General features: G+C 57.4%; 11 protein-coding genes and 2 pseudogenes. 10 read left to right on the plus strand and 3 right to left on the minus strand.

Features of this window, described 5'->3' with window-relative positions; genetic code table 11:
• Positions 1-211: 211 nt before the first annotated feature.
• Positions 212-1,012, minus strand: coding sequence for an indole-3-glycerol phosphate synthase TrpC (gene trpC, locus ACETMP_RS21910; protein WP_375161959.1), 801 nt, complete (start codon positions 1,010-1,012; stop codon positions 212-214).
• Positions 1,013-1,610: 598 nt separating this feature from the next.
• Positions 1,611-2,063, minus strand: a complete 453-nt coding sequence (locus tag ACETMP_RS21915) for a cupin domain-containing protein (RefSeq protein WP_375157824.1) — start codon at positions 2,061-2,063, stop codon at positions 1,611-1,613.
• A gap of 540 nt (positions 2,064-2,603) precedes the next feature.
• Between ACETMP_RS21915 and ACETMP_RS21920 the strand changes: the two genes are divergently transcribed.
• The 5 genes from ACETMP_RS21920 to ACETMP_RS21940 all read left to right on the plus strand — a co-directional run bounded on the left by ACETMP_RS21920 (position 2,604) and on the right by ACETMP_RS21940 (position 7,868).
• Positions 2,604-2,990, plus strand: a complete 387-nt coding sequence (locus ACETMP_RS21920; protein ID WP_375157825.1) for a hypothetical protein — start codon at positions 2,604-2,606, stop codon at positions 2,988-2,990.
• 311 nt (positions 2,991-3,301) lie between these two features.
• Positions 3,302-4,240 (plus strand): NADP-dependent oxidoreductase, encoded by a 939-nt coding sequence (locus ACETMP_RS21925; protein WP_375161960.1) that lies wholly within the window; start codon positions 3,302-3,304, stop codon positions 4,238-4,240.
• A gap of 269 nt (positions 4,241-4,509) precedes the next feature.
• The gene (locus ACETMP_RS21930; RefSeq protein ID WP_375157826.1) at positions 4,510-5,589 is read left to right on the plus strand and encodes a LysR family transcriptional regulator; all 1,080 of its coding nucleotides are present in this window, start codon (positions 4,510-4,512) and stop codon (positions 5,587-5,589) included.
• 282 nt (positions 5,590-5,871) lie between these two features.
• A complete protein-coding gene (locus ACETMP_RS21935; RefSeq protein WP_375157827.1) occupies positions 5,872-6,510 on the plus strand; it encodes an HD domain-containing protein in 639 nt (212 codons plus the stop codon).
• A 182-nt stretch (positions 6,511-6,692) separates the two neighbouring features.
• Positions 6,693-7,868, plus strand: a complete 1,176-nt coding sequence (locus ACETMP_RS21940) for an MFS transporter (RefSeq protein WP_375157828.1) — start codon at positions 6,693-6,695, stop codon at positions 7,866-7,868.
• Between the two features lie 518 nt (positions 7,869-8,386).
• Here the strand turns inward: ACETMP_RS21940 and ACETMP_RS21945 are convergent.
• Positions 8,387-8,773 (minus strand): hypothetical protein, encoded by a 387-nt coding sequence (locus tag ACETMP_RS21945; protein ID WP_375157829.1) that lies wholly within the window; start codon positions 8,771-8,773, stop codon positions 8,387-8,389.
• Between the two features lie 454 nt (positions 8,774-9,227).
• Between ACETMP_RS21945 and ACETMP_RS21950 the strand changes: the two genes are divergently transcribed.
• From ACETMP_RS21950 to ACETMP_RS21970, 5 genes and pseudogenes are all read left to right on the plus strand, one after another.
• Entirely contained in the window at positions 9,228-10,589 is a 1,362-nt protein-coding gene (locus ACETMP_RS21950; RefSeq protein ID WP_375157830.1) for a glycosyltransferase, read from the plus strand.
• A 308-nt stretch (positions 10,590-10,897) separates the two neighbouring features.
• Positions 10,898-12,123: pseudogene (locus ACETMP_RS21955) on the plus strand (cupin domain-containing protein).
• Between the two features lie 447 nt (positions 12,124-12,570).
• Positions 12,571-15,522: a formate dehydrogenase subunit alpha gene (locus ACETMP_RS21960; RefSeq protein ID WP_375157831.1), complete on the plus strand. Its 2,952-nt coding sequence runs from the start codon at positions 12,571-12,573 to the stop codon at positions 15,520-15,522.
• 12 nt (positions 15,523-15,534) lie between these two features.
• A pseudogene (gene fdh3B, locus ACETMP_RS21965) lies at positions 15,535-16,138 on the plus strand (formate dehydrogenase FDH3 subunit beta).
• A 64-nt stretch (positions 16,139-16,202) separates the two neighbouring features.
• Positions 16,203-17,198 carry a formate dehydrogenase subunit gamma gene (locus tag ACETMP_RS21970; protein WP_375157832.1) on the plus strand — a complete coding sequence of 332 codons (996 nt, stop codon included), beginning with the start codon at positions 16,203-16,205 and terminating at the stop codon, positions 17,196-17,198.
• Positions 17,199-17,244: the final 46 nt, after the last annotated feature.

Raw genomic sequence — 17,244 nt, forward strand, 5'->3', positions numbered from 1 at the left:
GTCAGCGTCTGCCTGCGAGCGTCATGTTGTTGCAATGGATTTCACGAAGAGCTCGTCCCTGTCAGTCGGTCGCACCTTGGTCGGACCGATCGTTGCTCCTACCGTCCGGCCCGTCTGGATATCTGCCTACGATGAGAGCGGCTGAAAGGCCCCGCCCGCTCAGGTCGCCTGCAACGATCTCGCCAGCCGAACACCCCCTTCCAGTGGCAGATCAATCGCCCGACGGGCTCAGCAAAGCTCGCGTTGCTTCGGCTACATTGGTTTGGCGCATCAGACTTTCTCCGACCAGGAAGGTTGATATGCCTATCCGCGCAAGACGGGCGATATCATCTGCGGTGGAAATCCCGCTTTCGCCGACGATCAGCCGATCCTTAGGGACGTGCGGGGCCAACTCCTCGCTGATCGCGAGCGACGTTTCGAACGTGCGAAGGTTTCGGTGATTAATCCCGATCATCGGTGATTTTAGGCGCAAGGCCCTGTCGAGCTCGGCGCGTTCGTGTATTTCGATTAGCACATCCATGCCCAGCTGGAAGGCCGCCGCTTCGAGCTCGCTTGCGGCGCCATCGTCAAGGGCGGCCATTATCAGCAAAACGCAGTCCGCACCATGGGCGCGCGCCTCCACCACTTGATAGACATCAAACATGAAGTCCTTGCGAAGTACCGGCAGAGGGGTCGCCGCGCGAGCCAAGGCCATGAATTCCAGCTCGCCCTCAAAGGACGGCCTGTCGGTCAAGACGGAGACGCAAGCGGCACCACCTGCTTCGTAGGCTTGAGCTAAAGCGAACGGATCAAACTCCTCTCGGATGAGACCTTTGGACGGAGACGCCTTCTTGATCTCCGCAATCAACGCATGTTCCCGCGCCGCATGCTTTATACGAATGGCCGAGACAAAGCCTCTGACGGGTAATGCAGATGTTGCACGCGCCAGCATCTCTGCCAATGGATGCGCGCGCTTGGCTTGCTCAATCTCTTCGCGCTTGTACGCCTCTATTCTCCTTAAGATATCGGGAATCATATCTTTCGGCCTTAGGTATGAGTGGATAAACAGACGTTGGGTGAGCTAACCATCAACGATTTTTGTGCGACGCGGCGCCTGCCTCGGAAATAGAGCGGCCCGCTTTTCCCTGTCTTGCAGCGGAGGATGGTCGGGCCGCCCAGGCATTTGACAGAGGACACATCTACTAGCATTGGAGGCAGTATCGCACAGTGAATTCGATCATCTCACGATGCTGAACCCCGAGATTGCGTAGTGTGCAGTCATCCAGGCGAGCCAACGATCGCGTCGCATTTCTTACTACGACTTCGCTTGTCCAGTACGCTCTCAGTTCCGTTATCAAGTTCGACGGCAATGTACCGTTGGAGCACCCGACGTCATCCCCTACATTGTCCCGCGCCATCTTGGCGTGCATTGTCATAGCACCGAATCCTACTTGTCTACGCGGACGGTCCGCGCCGTACCTAGGATTGATGATAAACCTGTATCGCTACGAGCTCGCTACTCTGCTCCAGATTCTGATTTCAATTGAAACCTCATTCCGCATTTTTGCCACGAAGAGCTGCCCCGTGCGCCGATGATGCGGATGACTGATACGCCCGCTGCTCGAGTGTCCCTACTTGCCACTCTCAGCGTCAGGCGCGGTGAGAGGTTGGTCGCCGGCCCTGACGACAAACACGGCCAAAAGGCTGGCGGGCTCGGAATCGCTTGCGTTTTCGCTCACCAAATGGTGCGCTCCCGGCTCTTCATAGAAACTCTCGCCAGCCCGGTAAATTCGAGCGGGCTCGCCACCGACAGCGCTTCGGATCTCACCGGAGAGTACGTAAGCATAGATGAAGGCGGAGCTTGCATGGTGATGAGACCGAGACCTTGCAGCAGGCGGGTAATTCACGAGCACTGCGATCAATTCTCTGTCAGGCAAGTTAGGGATCTGGCGACGGAAGATCGGCTTTACGCTCTCAGACGGGCTATCGGACATCGCAGCTCTGACCGTTGCGTTGACCGCCGGTCCCGAAAGTGGCATTTTGGATGACTGCAAGGTTGCGATCTTGACGATCGAGCCGGTCACTTCGGCCGCCCTCTGGGGCAGGCAACATGTAACGGGTACCGCATTATCTGCCTGATCTTTCGTAGACGCCTTTGCGGGAGCCGAGACACATACGGTGATGGCGGCGGCTTTGGCAAAGCGCACTGCAATCGATCGAGATGATAGCATTCCGTACTCCTGTGATGAATGCGCCATCTATCGATTGTCTCGGCTTTCAGCATGGCGCAATACGAACGAAGGCTCACCCGTTTGGGGCTACAGTCACATCATTGTAGTTCTGGGCTTGCGTTCCCCGAACCCGACCAAAAGAAGACTTCAGGTTCTTCATTAGCCGGTATGTGCGTCTATGGAAGTGAAAGTCTCTCAGCAGTAGAATGAGCCAGACGCAGGTTAGATAGCTGCTGAGACCCGTACTGCGTCGCGCTCGCCCATCAGACCGGATCTTCCGACTTCGTGACCTGATCTCTGTTCATGGCGTGGCTGCGCAATTGCCATTTAACTTTCACGCATGCGTGCTTTAGACACTGGCGGCTTCTTCCACATAAGCCGGAGAAGCGTCGGATGAATGACCTATATCATTGGCTTTCGGGACAGCACCACGGATTGCAAACATTTCAGCTCTTCCGCCAGAAGCTGACAACACTCGCTGTTGATGAGCCGAACCACAAAGCCTTGTATACGCTGCTAAGCCTGCCGACAGCACGCTACATCGAGGCCTTCGATGAAGAACCGGTTCCAATATCGATTGCCGATCGCGCCTATGACAATTTGTTGCGACTTGTGGCCAGCCTCAACTTCGCCGCGCCTGCAGAGGACCAACTGAACGATCTCAATCGTATTGCTGCGACGGACCTTCTGGATCCATCATCTGAGCGCGACTGTGATCCGGCCCCTCATTTCAGCTCACGAGGCGGACTCGGCATAGACGGGCGGCAGCGCTTGGCCTGACCGGCCTTGCACGAACGGTATCAAGCAAGGTCTTGGGGATTGCTATACCCAGGATACGGCTCGAGGTTGCAAGCCGGCGTGAACGAAATGAACTTTGCAGTTGCAGCCGTTTCACTTCATGCGCTTTCTGCCGACTGGTAGGACATGCTTTCCTCTTACCGACTGGCCGCCTGGTGGATAACGTCCTACTAGATGCCCCCATTAGTGCCTTCAGCCGGCGCGCCGCATCCGATTGGAAGATGACCGACTTACAAGAATTGGAGTTACAAATGGTAGATAACAGCGCCACGCGTCGTACGCCGCCGATGGAGATGAAAGCGTGGCGCGTGCACGCCTTCGGCTCGCCGGAAAATATGACTTTCGAAACCGTTCCCCGACCGAATCCTGGCTCCGGTGATGTACTCTTGAAGGTGCATGCAGCAGGTGTAGGGCCTTGGGACTCATGGATACGATCCGGTCGCAGTGCTTTGCCCCAACCTCTCCCGCTGACGTTGGGGTCTGACCTAGCTGGAGAAGTGCTTGAGCTGGGCTCAGGGCCCGTCAACCTGGCCGTCGGTGACGAGGTGTTCGGCGTAACCAACACGCAGTTTCTAGGTGCTTATGCTGAGTACGCGGTCGCATCCGCTTCGATGTTAGCTAAACGGCCGACGTCGCTTTCGCCGATTCAAGCAGCATCGGTCCCCGTCGTTGCGGTGACTGCTTGGCAGGCTCTTTTCGATTATGCGCGATTGGAATCTGGCCAGACGGTGCTTATTCATGGAGCCGCGGGAAGCGTCGGCAGCTACGCGGTGCAGTTGGCTCACCGAGCGGAAATCCGTGTCATCGCAACAGCGGCAAGCGGCGATACCGAATACCTCCGCGGTCTTGGTGCGGCTCAGGTCATTGACTATCGAAGGCAGCGCTTCGAAGACGAAGTCCGGGAAATCGATGCAGTCGTTGACCTCGTCGGCGGGGAAACGCAAGTACGTTCCTTCGAGGTCATCCGCGAAGGCGGAAAACTGATCTCCACAGTATCTCAGCCAAACCAACGATTGGCTGCGGATCGTAATGTGGCCGCGGAATTCTTTCTCGTGGGCGTAACGACTGAGAGGTTGAACCGAATTGCCGAGTTCATCGACCGCGGTGACTTAAAGCCGGAAGTGGGCACGGTGCTTCCGCTCTCAGATGCGTGGAAGGCGCACATGATGCTCGATGGCCACATTTCGCACCCAAGAGGTAAAATTGTGCTTCGGGTGGATTCGCGCGAATAGAGCAGCTCCCTTCGCGGCCACGCAACAACGCAACGGAGCTGGAGTGCGAGGAAGCAGTACCATAAGTACGCTTTGGCCGGGGCCGGGCGAAATCGAGACTCAAAGCGTCGGCCACAGCTCCGAGGGGTCATCCTACTTCCTGATTTTATGATTGGGCTCGCCGATGCCAAAAAGGTTTGAAAAGCGTGGTCTGGGCCCGTGGTCTCGCAGCTCACGAGACTCGTGCACGACGGCCGCGTCCTATTCTAAGCTGAACCTAGCTCACGGAGGTGAGCGCCGACTATGGGTTCGATTGTGTTTGGGTGCAGTTGGGATTAACTAAATCCGCTCAGGGCAACGCGGATGCCTCGCCCATGCCAGGAAATGCAGCCGTGGCGCTATCGTTTAATACTTTGGACCTGAACCTTTTGAAGGTATTCGATGCTGTCATGCAGGAACGAAGCGTTCTGCGTGCAAGTCAGAAGCTCGCGCTGAGCCAATCCGCCGTAAGCCATTCATTGGCAAGACTGCGAGAAATGCTGGACGATGACCTATTTGTGAGAACGGCTACCGGAATGCAGCCAACTTCCCGCGCACTGGCTATGGCATCTCAGGTGCGCGAGGCACTACGCACCCTTGAGGCGGCTATCGAGTTACCCACGTTCAATCCAGCCGTATCAACTAAGCTGTTCACTCTCGCCGCCAACGACTTCACCACTCACGTGCTGGGCCCTCCTCTCGTGAAGCTGCTTCATCGTGAGGCGCCCTCGATTGATCTTGTGATCAAGCCGGTGACGCGAATTGACCTCGCCGAGCAACTCGATCTCGGTCGCATAGATGTCGCAATAGGCGTGTTCTCTTCTCCCCCGAGCCGTTTTCGGACCGCGCCGCTGTTCAAATACGACGACGTTCTGATTATTGGCGGAAGCAACAAGCTCGGACACATCGATAAAACCACACTCGAACAGCTGTCACTCGTTGTGGTCTCGTTTGGCGGAGAGCAAGACGGCGCAGTTGAAGGATTTATTTCCGAGCGCGGCTTGGCTCGGCGATCCGAAATGTACGATCGTGCAGCGCTTGAGAAGATGTTCGGCGGGAGCGACCAGCTGCCGCGAATGGCGATTACTCTGCCACATTTTCTCGCGTTGCCGGCCCTGATCGAAGGCAGCGATCTCGCAGCGATCGTGCCCCGTCCGCTGGCGACCGTCTTCGAGCGGACGTATGCAGTTGCAATCCACGAGTTACCCTACGCGACAAATTCGCTCGAAGTTCGGCTGCTCTGGCATGAACGTCTTGAGGAAGACCCTTCCCATCAATGGTTACACGAAATTCTTCAGCGATCAACGGAGCGCGTTTGTGATGCTGGATAGCACATCGTAAAAGATTCGTACGGGATAAGGACCGCCGCAAATGGCGGCGCGTCTAGACTGCCTTTCAGGCAACCGGCGGCGGATAGCAAGCACGTTAGCTTCAGCCACCTCATTCCAAATGCATCAAATCGAATATCCACTTGCAAGATCTTCACACGAGTCGGACCTTCAAAGCAGTCGGAGACAGTCTATCTACATCGACGGGAGAGCTCCGGCCTGATCAGACGGACGGCTTCCGGGCAAGTGATCCATGTACCAACGAAAAGCTAAGAGGTGTGCGGCATGGCCGACGAGATTTCCGGGATCAAGATCCCCGATAGCAAGATCGCACGCGAGGCCGCCGAACTGGTGAAGCAGCACGAGGGTGAAATGTTGTTCAATCACTCGGTGCGAGTGTTTGTGTTTGGGGCAATGAAAGGAGTGCGCCAGAAAGTGAAGTTTGACGCCGAACTGCTCTACGTTGCGGCCCTCTTTCACGACCTTGGACTAGTCGACCCGTATCATACTCAGACGAATCGATTTGAAGTCGATGGTGCAGACGCGGCTCGTGATTTCCTTAGGAGCCATGGCATACCTGACCCACAAGTAAATCTGGTCTGGGAAGCTATCGCTTTGCACACCACTCCAGGTATCCCGCAATTCATGCGACCAGAAATCGCTCTCACCAATGCCGGGGTCTTGGTGGACGTCGTCGGGATTGGATACGACGAGTACACCCCAGAGCAACGCGAAAAAGTCATAACCGCTTTGCCGCGCGGCGATTTCAAGAACGAGTTTGTGAAGGTTCAGACGTGCTCGGCACTGAAGAAGCCTCAGACGACGTTTGGAACGGTAAATTTCGATTACATCGAGTATCACGAGCCTTCATTTCGCAAGCCAAACGCGTGTACGCGGATTCATGGTGCGCCTTGGCCGAGCTAGGCGCTTCAGGTTCGTACTGGGCGGGGGCGGGCCGCTTCGCCTCAAAAGAATGAGTGAAAAGATTGCGGAGCCGCTGCCCGCGAACAATATGTTTGGCCACGACCTGCGGCTCCAGGACGCTTCATCTCAATCTCTTCGGCTTTCGGCAGCCTCTCAACAAAATCCCTTCAAGGGACATCTAAGTGTCTCACAGTAAACTTCTTTGGCTAACGCTCGGCGCCTTTTCCATCGGCACTGAGGGCTTCATGATCGCGGGCTTGCTGCCCGATCTCGCACGGGACTTGAACGTCGGTCTCCCGGCTGCAGGACATCTCGTCACGGTGTTCTCGTGCGCTTACGCACTGGGCGCTCCGGTCATTGCAGTGCTGACCGCCTCGATCGAGCGACGAAGCCTTCTCGTCGCTGCGATGCTATGTTTTGGCCTGGCCAATGTGTTCGCCGCAGTGACACCGAACTACACCGGACTACTGTTGGCTCGCCTACTACTGGCATTCTCAGCAGCTGGCTTCATGCCTGCCGCCAGCGGATATGCCGCTGCCGTTGGAGGCAGCGAGCGACGGGGACGCGCGCTCTCTGTCGTCACAAATGGACTCACCCTGGCAATCATCGCTGGCGTCCCGCTGGGCGTGCTGATCGGAGCAAGGTTTGGGTGGCGCGCCACCTTCGCAAGCGTTGCCGGGCTGGCAGTCGTTTCCCTGGTCGGGATCTTAACCCGAATGCCGCGCCAGCAGCCGGGCATCATCTCGACGCTCGCTGAACGCTTCGCGCTCGCCAAGCGTCCCGATATGCTGGCGGTGTTAGTGACGAGCGTCTTGACGGTGGCGAGCACCTTTACGATGTACACCTATCTTAGCGTCTTTCTGGTAGCGGTCGCGGGTATTGGCGCTGCCGGCCTTATCACGGTATTCTTGGCATTCGGAGTTGCCAGTGCGATTGGGGCATGGCTTGGCGGCGCCAGCACTGACAGGTGGGGGGCAGGCTTTACAGTTTTGATTGGATGCAGCCTGACACTGTTCGCCTACGCCGTACTCTCGCTCGCTCCTGGGCTCCCGTCGAGTAAAGCCATCTTCGTACTTCTGCCCGCCGTGCTTGTTTGGGGGGCGACCAGCTGGGCGACGATGACCGCACAACAAGCTAGGCTAGTGGCTCTCGCGCCGACGTTGGCATCCGTCAGTCTGTCACTAAACTCATCGGCGATCTATTTGGGCAGCGCTACAGGAGCAGCAGTTGGGGCGATGGTTGTCGCTGACGGAGCCGTTGTGTACCTCGGCCGGCTCGCAGCGCTCTTCGGTGCGGCCGCCCTCTTGACAGTGCTGATCGTGCGTCAAATCTCTCAGAGACAACGAGTAGCATCCTGACGCCAGCATCGCATTTGTCAGAAGGTACCAAGCACCGAACTATGGCAGCTCCGGTCAGTCTGACAACGTTCATGCATTCTACCGTGGAAAGCCGCCCAATTTGGAACCGAGCTGCTACGAAGCGAAGATGGGAGTCACTAGCGGTATTTAGGGAGTTCGGCGCCCTTTGCACTCGCGATCTTCGGAATCGGCAGGGCGCTTGAACGAGGCGATGGAATTCAACCCGACGGCTTCGGATGCACCATCGATAAGTATCGACGATCGATCGCATCGATCCTTGCACCCGCTGTGCTGGATAACAGCGTTAGAGCCCTTCCTACTCGAGTGAAGAAGCCGATCATTCGCTCCGAGCAGGGTGGGGCTGGCACCACAGTCTTCGCCGGTATTCCAACTCTCGAACCACAACGGAGGCACTTGCCAAAAGTTCGTGTTGATCTGTGTGCAGCAGAAATCGATACTCGGACATGATGGAGCCCCGGTCACTTGAACATTGTCTTGTGCCGCTCCAGCCCCGTTCGTCAATCGCACTTCCTCTGACTCGGTATTCCGAGAATAGCCCTTGCCAGGGCTTTACGATCGATGTTCCCGAAAGGGTCGCGGGGCACAGCGTCAACGGCGGTCAGTAAGTCGGGAAGTTTGTGTTCAGGCAGACGCCCCCTGGCCGCCGCCAGTATCTCATCGATTATGGCATCGTCACCTTCGTGTTCGAGCTCGACAACCGCTGCCACACGCTGCCCTAACACCGGATCCGGCGCACCAAACGCGGCCGCATCCTTCACCATTGGATGCGTGAGCAAAGCGCTTTCGACCTCCGCCGGTGAGATGTCGAGTCCTGCACGAACGATTACATCCGCATTGCCGTTTGCAAGACGTGCCACACTTCTAAATTCTATCAAACGCGCCATTTCTGTTTCCCATGCTCCAGAACTCTGCTTCTCGCAGACCGATCGAAATAATTGCTCTCAATGTAGATCCACCTCCTTTTGAGACCGAGTGACCTTCCTGCAGCTTCCTTATTCAAGAACTGCAGTTCAGTTGGGTCTCCAGATCACGAATATCGGGAGCTTGTGCATTTTAGATCCAAGGCGAATGCTCGCGGGCAGCATGGCCATCAGTCGCGGCTCGCGCAGTCCTGCAACGATCCAGGCATGACGAGCACAGCCTGTAACGATGCTCCATCGTGTGTAGGACAAATTTCCGGATCGCTACGTGAACATGCATGATGATGACGAACGTAGCGCGATCGCCGCGATCCGACACCGTACTGCAATGGGGCGGATGAAATCTCTCATTGCAGTCGGTCGGCTGCAGTCATACCCGAGTAGCCGCTCCTCTTGGGCGGCGGGAGAAGCAGGATCAATGAAAATCGTCATCGCCACAACGCCAGCGCCGGGGCATGTCAATCCGATGCTTGGGCTCGCGCGAATTCTCTTGGCCGAGGGCCACGAAGTGCTTGCATTCACTGGACGCGCGTTTCAAGAGCGTGTCGAGGCGATCGGAGCGACGTTCCGCCCGATTCCTGCCAGCGCAGATCAAGACGTTGTCGATCCGTTTTCGAAATATCCTGAATTCAAGACGCTGCCTCCTGGGTTGGAGCTGCTTCGCGTCATTCTCGAACGATTGTTCGTCGACCACATTCCTGCGCAGCACCGAGCATTAGAGCAGGTGCTAAGGGATGTCCCGGCCGACGTTGTCGTTGGGGACGACTGCTTCCTCGGGCTGTTGCCGACGCTCCTTAAGCCTCGATCAACTCGACCGCCCGTCCTGTGCTTTGGCACCTCCATACTGCATTGGCCGCGCGAGGACGGAGCGCCCGACTTTCTCGGCTTGCCACCCGCAGCCAGCCCGACCCAACATGCCGCAATCATTCAGGAACACGACAGGATCGTCCATCAACCGCTTGCGCACCGCTTGAATGGATGTCTGGAACGTCTGGGCCTGGGTTCGCTTGCAAGTCCGCCATTTGAAGCGATGGTGAGGCTCGCCGACGTCTACTGGCAGCTAACGGTGCCAAGTTTTGAATTACCTCGGACGCTACCGAGTTCCGTCAAGTTCATTGGCACTCTGCCCATCATACCAAACCAGGCACCGCTTCCGCCATGGGCGGCAGACTTGGACGGTAAGCGCAAGGTGGTGCTCGTCACTCAAGGAACGGTCGCGAATCACGATTTCAACCTCCTGATCGTGCCGACCCTAGCTGCGCTGGCCGACGAGCCAGACCTCCTCGTTGTTGTCACGGCTGGTGGACGGCCAGTGGAGGCTATCCCCGGTCCGATCCCAGCCAATGCGCGCCTGGCCAGCTATCTACCATTCGAGTGGATCCTGCCCAGGACGGACGTTTTCGTCACGAACGGCGGCTATGGCAGCGTCAACCAGGCCATGAGCTTTGGCATTCCATTGGTGTGCGCCGGGCTGACTGAAGACAAGGCCGATGTGAATATGCGCGTGGGGTGGTCCGAGGTCGGGATTGATCTCAAGACAAACACGCCGGCACCTGAGGCCCTGCGCGCAGCCGTGCGCGCTGTTCTCGATACCGATAGGTATCGCCGAGGCGCCTTGCTGATGTCTGAAGAGTTCCGCATGACCAACGCCCCAGACGAGATCGTACGCGATATCAGCCGGTTTTCCAAGGAAGTGGCTGACGGACCAGACGCGGCAGCGATTTTGGCGCAGCAGCAATCGCCGCTGCCGACCTTATTGCAAGCAGCGCGGGATGCATGATCGTTGGCCCGCGCGGTTCGAGCAGTTCGTGACCGCGCGGGCCGCGGGCTAGGGTACCGTTGGGCCTACTCCACTGTGTGACGTATCGGCCGCCGATTACCCTTTGGTATGAGGCTGCGCGCGGATGCAGCAAGCGCATCTCGCGACTGAAATGGTTTCACTTCCGCTCGAGTTCGAAACCACACACCATCTTGACGGTCGCTATTTCCGCGCTTTGCGAACGGTTGCACGGATAGCGTGATCATCGATGCCGGACCCAAGTCCACGACGATGATGTTGCTCATGTCGCACCACTGGAAACACCGCTCATGGACCCACTCTCGCGTCGTCAAATGCTTGCCGCGACCGCTGCCGGCAGCCTGCTAACAACAACTGCGCTCGCACAGGCGCAGTCTGGCGGGGCGATCCCACAGCCACAACGACCGGGTCGAGGCGGATCGGATCCTGGGCCGCGCAATCTGGCGCGGGATCAGCAGAACCCTGACATCCTTGTGCCACCTTCGACGGATCACGGCTCCCTGCCCAACCTGCGCTTCTCATTCTCCGATGCTCATATGCGCCTGGAGACCGGTGGCTGGACACGCCAAGTGACGCGGCGTGAGCTGGGCATCGCAACCGCACTTGCAGGTGTTAACATGCGCTTGAATGCCGGCGGGGTGCGCGAGCTGCATTGGCATAAAGCTTCCGAGTGGGCCTACATGCTCAATGGAACTGCCCGGATCACCGCAGTCGATCCCGACGGCCGCTATTTTGTCGATGACGTCGGTGTTGGTGATCTTTGGTTTTTCCTTCCGGGACGCCGCACTCGATCCAAGGACTCGGACCGGACGGCTGCGAGTTTCTTTTGGTATTCGATGACGGCGATTTCGATGAAGACAACACGTTCATGATCAATGACTGGTTCAAGCATATACCGAACGAAGTACTTGGTAAGAATTTCGGAGTGTCAGCTTCGGTGTTCGGTCACACCCCTGAGGAAAGTGACCGCTATATTTTTCCGGCACCTTTGCCGGGCCCACTAAGCTCCGAGAGCATCCGCGGCGCAAGCCCGGTAGAGAAAAGCTATACATGGCGACTGATGGCGCAGGAGCCCACCCGAACGAAGGGTGGCACGGTACGCGTCAACGATTCTCGCCTTTTTCCGATCAACACTACGACCGCCGCGGCACTCATAGAAGTGAATCCAGGTGCAATGCGGGAGCTCCACTGGCATCCTAATGGCGACGAATGGCTCTACGTCATCGAAGGTCAGGCGCGCATGGGCGTATTCGCCGGCCAGGGGCAGGCCCGCACCTTCGATCTTACGGCGGGCGACGTCGGTTACGTTCCGGCCGCAATGGGTCACTATCTCGAGAATACAGGATCCGGTCCATTTCGCTTTCTTGAAACATTCAAGAGCCGCTACTTCGTTGATGTTTCTTTGGACACTTGGATGGCATCGACCCCTCCAGAGCTCGTTGATGCGCATCTTAACCTGCCGAAAGAGGTGATGGATGGGCTGCGGAAGACGAAGGCTCTAGTAGTACCTGAATAGTGTCTTCTGGACGTACCCCGGATCGCATGTCGCCGGTTTAAGGTCGATCACTGCGCTGTCGCTCGAGCAGAGTGCCGGGTTGCGACGAGCACAATGGCTTCTAGCAAACCGTTAGAGTCGAGGTTTCCGTGCATTTACGAAAGAACACCGCCGAAAGCAGCTTATCCCGGGTGAGGTCGACTGGCACGTCAGCTATCATCTCCCAGCGAGCACGGAGCGACAGTAATGAATGAGAAAACTGGGAAGACCTTACTCAGACGCGATCTGCTTCGCTTCGGCATCGTCGGAGTTAGCTCAGTAATGATCGGATCGCAGGTGCCGGCACCCGCATCAGCAAGGTCCCTGAATCTCAAAGACAAACGCAGGGCTCGCTATCGAGCGAATTCCCCAGAGGTTCGCAACTTCTATCGTGTTAACAGCTATCCTGCTCGATGAGGGGCCGCTCTTGTGTTGATGAAAGCAGCAGAAGGACGTTCTGGCAAACAGCTTGAACACGGTGAGACGTCACTGTCCCGCTCAGAGTTGGAGCGTCGAGCTTTTCTAAGAGGCGCAGGTGTAGCCGTCGGAGCATTGGCCACGCTTGGCACGCTACCGCTAACGAATATCCGCAAGGCACAGGCAGGCACGCCTCCGGCACCGGGCGCGCCTGCTACGACCCGCAAGAATATCTGCACGCACTGCTCCGTTGGATGCTCGGTGATCGCAAAGGTCTCGAACGGGGTCTGGATCGGACAAGAGCCTGATTACGATAGCCCGATCAACCGCGGCTCTCATTGCTGCAAGGGAGCCGCAGTCCGCGATGATGTCTTGAGCCAGCGCCGCTTGCGCTATCCTGTCAAGCTCGTGGATGGTCAGTGGACCCGCATCTCCTGGCAAACGGCAATCAGCGAAATTGGGGACAAGTTACTCGACATCCGAAAGCGGTCGGGACCCGATTCGGTCTACTGGCTTGGGTCGGCCAAATTCACCAACGAAGCCGCTTATCTCAACCGCAAGCTGGCGGCGTTCTGGGGAACGAACAATTCGGACCATCAGGCGCGCATCTGTCACTCTACCACCGTCACGGGCGTAGCCAATACCTGGGGCTATGGCGCGATGACAAACAGTTACAACGACATCCGCAACTCAAAGACTATTTTGGTCATGGGCGGCAATCCCGCCGAGGCTCATCCCGTCTCTCTGCAGCATATATTGGAGGGGAAGGAGCTCAACCGCGCCAACATGATCGTAATAGACCCCCGCATGACGCGGACAGCCGCTCATGCGACTGAATATGTAAGGGTCCGGCCCGGCACCCACATCCCCACAATCTACGGCATGCTGTGGCACATCTTCCAGAACGGTTGGGAGGACTCGGAATTTCTTGCCCAGCGTGTACACGGCGTCGACGAAATCCGTCAGGAAGCGAAGAAGTGGCCGCCGAAAGAGGTTGAACGTGTCACCGGCCTTCCCGAGGGGCAAGTCAAGCATATCGCCGAGCTGTTTGCCAAGCAGAAGCCTGCAACCTTGATCTGGGCGATGGGGCAGACACAGTTCACGACCGGCACCGCCAACGTGCGCGCAAGCTGTCTTCTGCTGCTCGCCACCGGGAATGTCGGTCAGCCGGGCGCCGGTGCGAACATCTTCCGCGGTCATACCAACGTGCAGGGCGCGACGGATCTCGGCCTCGATGTCACATCGCTCCCGCTCTACTACGGGCTCTCTGATGAGGCTTGGCAGCATTGGTGCCGGGTGTGGGATGTCGACTATGAATGGATGTCATCTCGTTTTCCAAGCAAGACGTTGATGGAAACGCCTGGAATTCCAAGCACGCGCTGGTTCGACGCCACCTTGTTGCCCAAAGATCAGGTCGATCAACCGAACCCGGTCCAAGCCATGTTCATCATGGGCCATGGCGTCAACACGATCACCCGGATGCCGGAGGCGATACGCGGGATCGAGAAGCTGGACCTTTTGGTGGTATGCGATCCGTATCCGACCGCCTGGTCAGTGCTATCCAAGCGCAAGAACGGCATCTATCTCCTGCCGACGTGCACCAGCTTCGAGATGGAGGGCTCACGGACGGCGTCGAATCGCTCATTGCAGTGGGGTGAGAAGATCGTCGATCCGGTTTTTGAGTCAAAGAACGATTACGACATCATGTATATGTTAGCCGTCAAGTTTGGCTTTGCTGACCGGATGTTCAAGAACATCAAAGTCGACAAGGGATCTGTGTCGGCCGAGGATATCCTTCGCGAGATCAACCGGGGCGGCTGGTCGACCGGCTATTGCGGCCAATCTCCGGAGCGGCTCAAAGCTCATATGAAGAATCAGGCCAAGTTCGATTTGGTCACGATGCGAGCACCGAAGGATGATCCTGAGGTCGGAGGCGATTATTACGGTCTCCCGTGGCCGTGTTGGGGGACGCCGGAATTCAAGCATCCGGGAACGCCCATCCTCTACAACACCAATCTTCCCGTCAAAGAGGGTGGTGGCACCTTCCGAGCCAGATTCGGGGTGGAGCGAATCGTCAAGCGCAAGGTGCTGGAGAATGGGCAAGAGGTCGAGCGCGAGGACCACGACAACCTTCTTGCCGAGGGCTCCTACTCCGCTGGTTCGGAGATCAAGGATGGCTATCCGGAGTTCACGCTGGGCGTGTTGAAGAAGCTTGGCTGGGACAAGGATCTCAAGCCGCAAGAACTGCAAGCGATACTGCGCGTCAATGCCACCAGACCGGATGCGGTGTCATGGTCGACGGACCTCTCTGGTGGCATTCAGCGGGTGGCTATTGAACACGGGTGCTCGCCCTACGGCAACGCCAAGGCTCGCATGATTGCCTGGAACCTTCCCGATCCAATTCCTGTGCACCGCGAACCGATCTACACTCCTCGGCCGGACCTCGTCGCCGACTATCCGACATTGCCCGACGCCAAGCAGTTTCGCGTGCCAAATATTGGCTTCTCCGTACAGAGAGCGGCCGTCGATGGCGGCATCTCGATGCAGTTTCCGCTAATTCTTAGTTCGGGCCGGCTGGTCGAATACGAAGGAGGCGGCGAGGAAACCCGCTCCAACAAATGGCTTGCCGAATTGAAGCAGCACATGTTCGTTGAAATAAACACCGCAGATGCGGCCGAACGCGGCATCAAAGACGGCGGCTGGGTGTGGGTAACCGGCCCGGAAAGCGGCTCGCGGGCCAAAATGAAAGCGCTCGTGACCGAACGGGTCGGCAAGGGCGTTGCTTGGATGCCGTATCATTTCGCAGGCTGGTTGGAAGGCGCCGATCTAAGAGCAAAGTATCCGAGCGGTAGCGACCCAATCGTGCTGGGCGAGAGCGTGAACACGCTGACGACCTATGGCTATGACCCCGCTACCGGTATGCAGGAGCCGAAGGCTACGCTCTGTCAGATCAAGGCTGCTTGAAAGGAACGCGCGATGTCACGAATGAAATTCCTGTGTGACGCGGAACGATGCATCGACTGCAATGCCTGCGTTACAGCTTGCAAGAACGAGAATGAAGTGCCCTGGGGAATCAATCGTCGCCGCGTTGTCACCATCAATGATGGTAAGCCCGGCGAGCGGTCCGTCTCGATGGCGTGCATGCATTGCACCGACCCGCCCTGCGCGGCGGTGTGCCCAGTCCAATGCATCTACCCGACTGAAGATGGCATCGTTCTCCACAACAAGGATCTGTGCATCGGCTGTGGCTATTGCTTTTATGCCTGTCCGTTTGGCGCGCCGCAGTACCCGCAAGTCGGAAATTTCGGAACGCGCGGAAAGATGGACAAATGCACTTATTGTGCCGGTGGCGGGGGAGCTGGAGGAGCCCGGCAGCGCCGCGGAATACGCAAAGTACGGGTCGAACCGTTTTGCCGAAGGCAAATTGCCACTGTGCGCCGAGATGTGCTCGACAAAATCTCTACTGGCTGGAGATGGAGACATTATCGCACAACTATATGGAGAACGGGTCCGCACCCGCGGATACGGGTCAGGAGCATGGGGCTGGGAGACCGCCTATCACGAGGACGCCAAACCCTGAGCAGGCAGCGAAATTGGCTGCCGTTACGTAAGTCTCAATAGGACGATCGGCACAGGTTTGCATCATGTTTGTTCACGTCCGCAATAGCTTATTGATCTTGGCGCTATTGGTGCTTGGCGTCGGTGGAGCGCCCAGCTTCGCACAAAAGTTCGGTCCAGACGGTGCTCCAAACCCCGACGCCAGCGTCGTGAACCAGCGCACGCTGCTCGAGCAGGCGCCCCGTGTCGAGGGCCGCATCGACATTCCGGACGTCAAGGCGAGCGTCCTCATTCAGCCAGCAGGACGAACCTGGGACTATTTCCATGAAGTCCTTTTGCATTGGGGCGGCGCCATCATGCTCCTCGGAACGCTGGCACTGTTGATCGTAGCTTACCTGGTAATCGGACCACTTCGGATTTCAGCAGGGCGCTCAGGCCAGAAAATCATACGTTTCATCGCATTCGAGCGTTTCTCGCACTGGTTGACGGCGGCCTCCTTCGTGGTCCTTGCTTTGACCGGCTTGAACATCACCTTCGGCAAGACCCTACTGCTGCCAATAGTCGGTCCTGAGACGTTTTCCGAGATCTCCCAAATTGCGAAATACCTCCATAACTTTGTCAGTTTCGCTTTCATGACGGGCGTGGTCCTAATCGCGGTGATCTTTTTTCGGCACAATCTGCCGCAGCGGGTCGACGTCGAATGGATCAGGCAGGGTGGTGGATTCATTAGGTCCAAGCATGCACCGGCCGGACGATTCAATCCCGGTGAAAAGATGGTCTACTGGTTGTCGGTTGCCGCTGGCCTCCTTATTTCGGCGTCCGGAGTTGTACTCTTGTTTCCCTTTTACGGCACCACTATTGCCGATATGCAAATCGCCCACGTGGTCCACGCAGCCATCGCAATGTTGTTTGTGGCTCTCATTCTGGCCCACATCTATATCGGCACGGTAGGGATGGAGGGCGCATTTGAAGCCATGGGTACCGGGAAGGTCGATCTCAATTGGGCGCGCGAGCATCATGATCGCTGGTTAACCGAACGCCTCAAGGAAGAGCAGCATTCTGCCGCGACACCAGCCGAGTGATGCGATGGATCACACGCTCAAACCACCATTACCGACTCGCGATGCT

Source organism: Bradyrhizobium dasycarpum, from assembly GCF_042019905.1.
Lineage (GTDB): Bacteria > Pseudomonadota > Alphaproteobacteria > Rhizobiales > Xanthobacteraceae > Bradyrhizobium > Bradyrhizobium japonicum_B.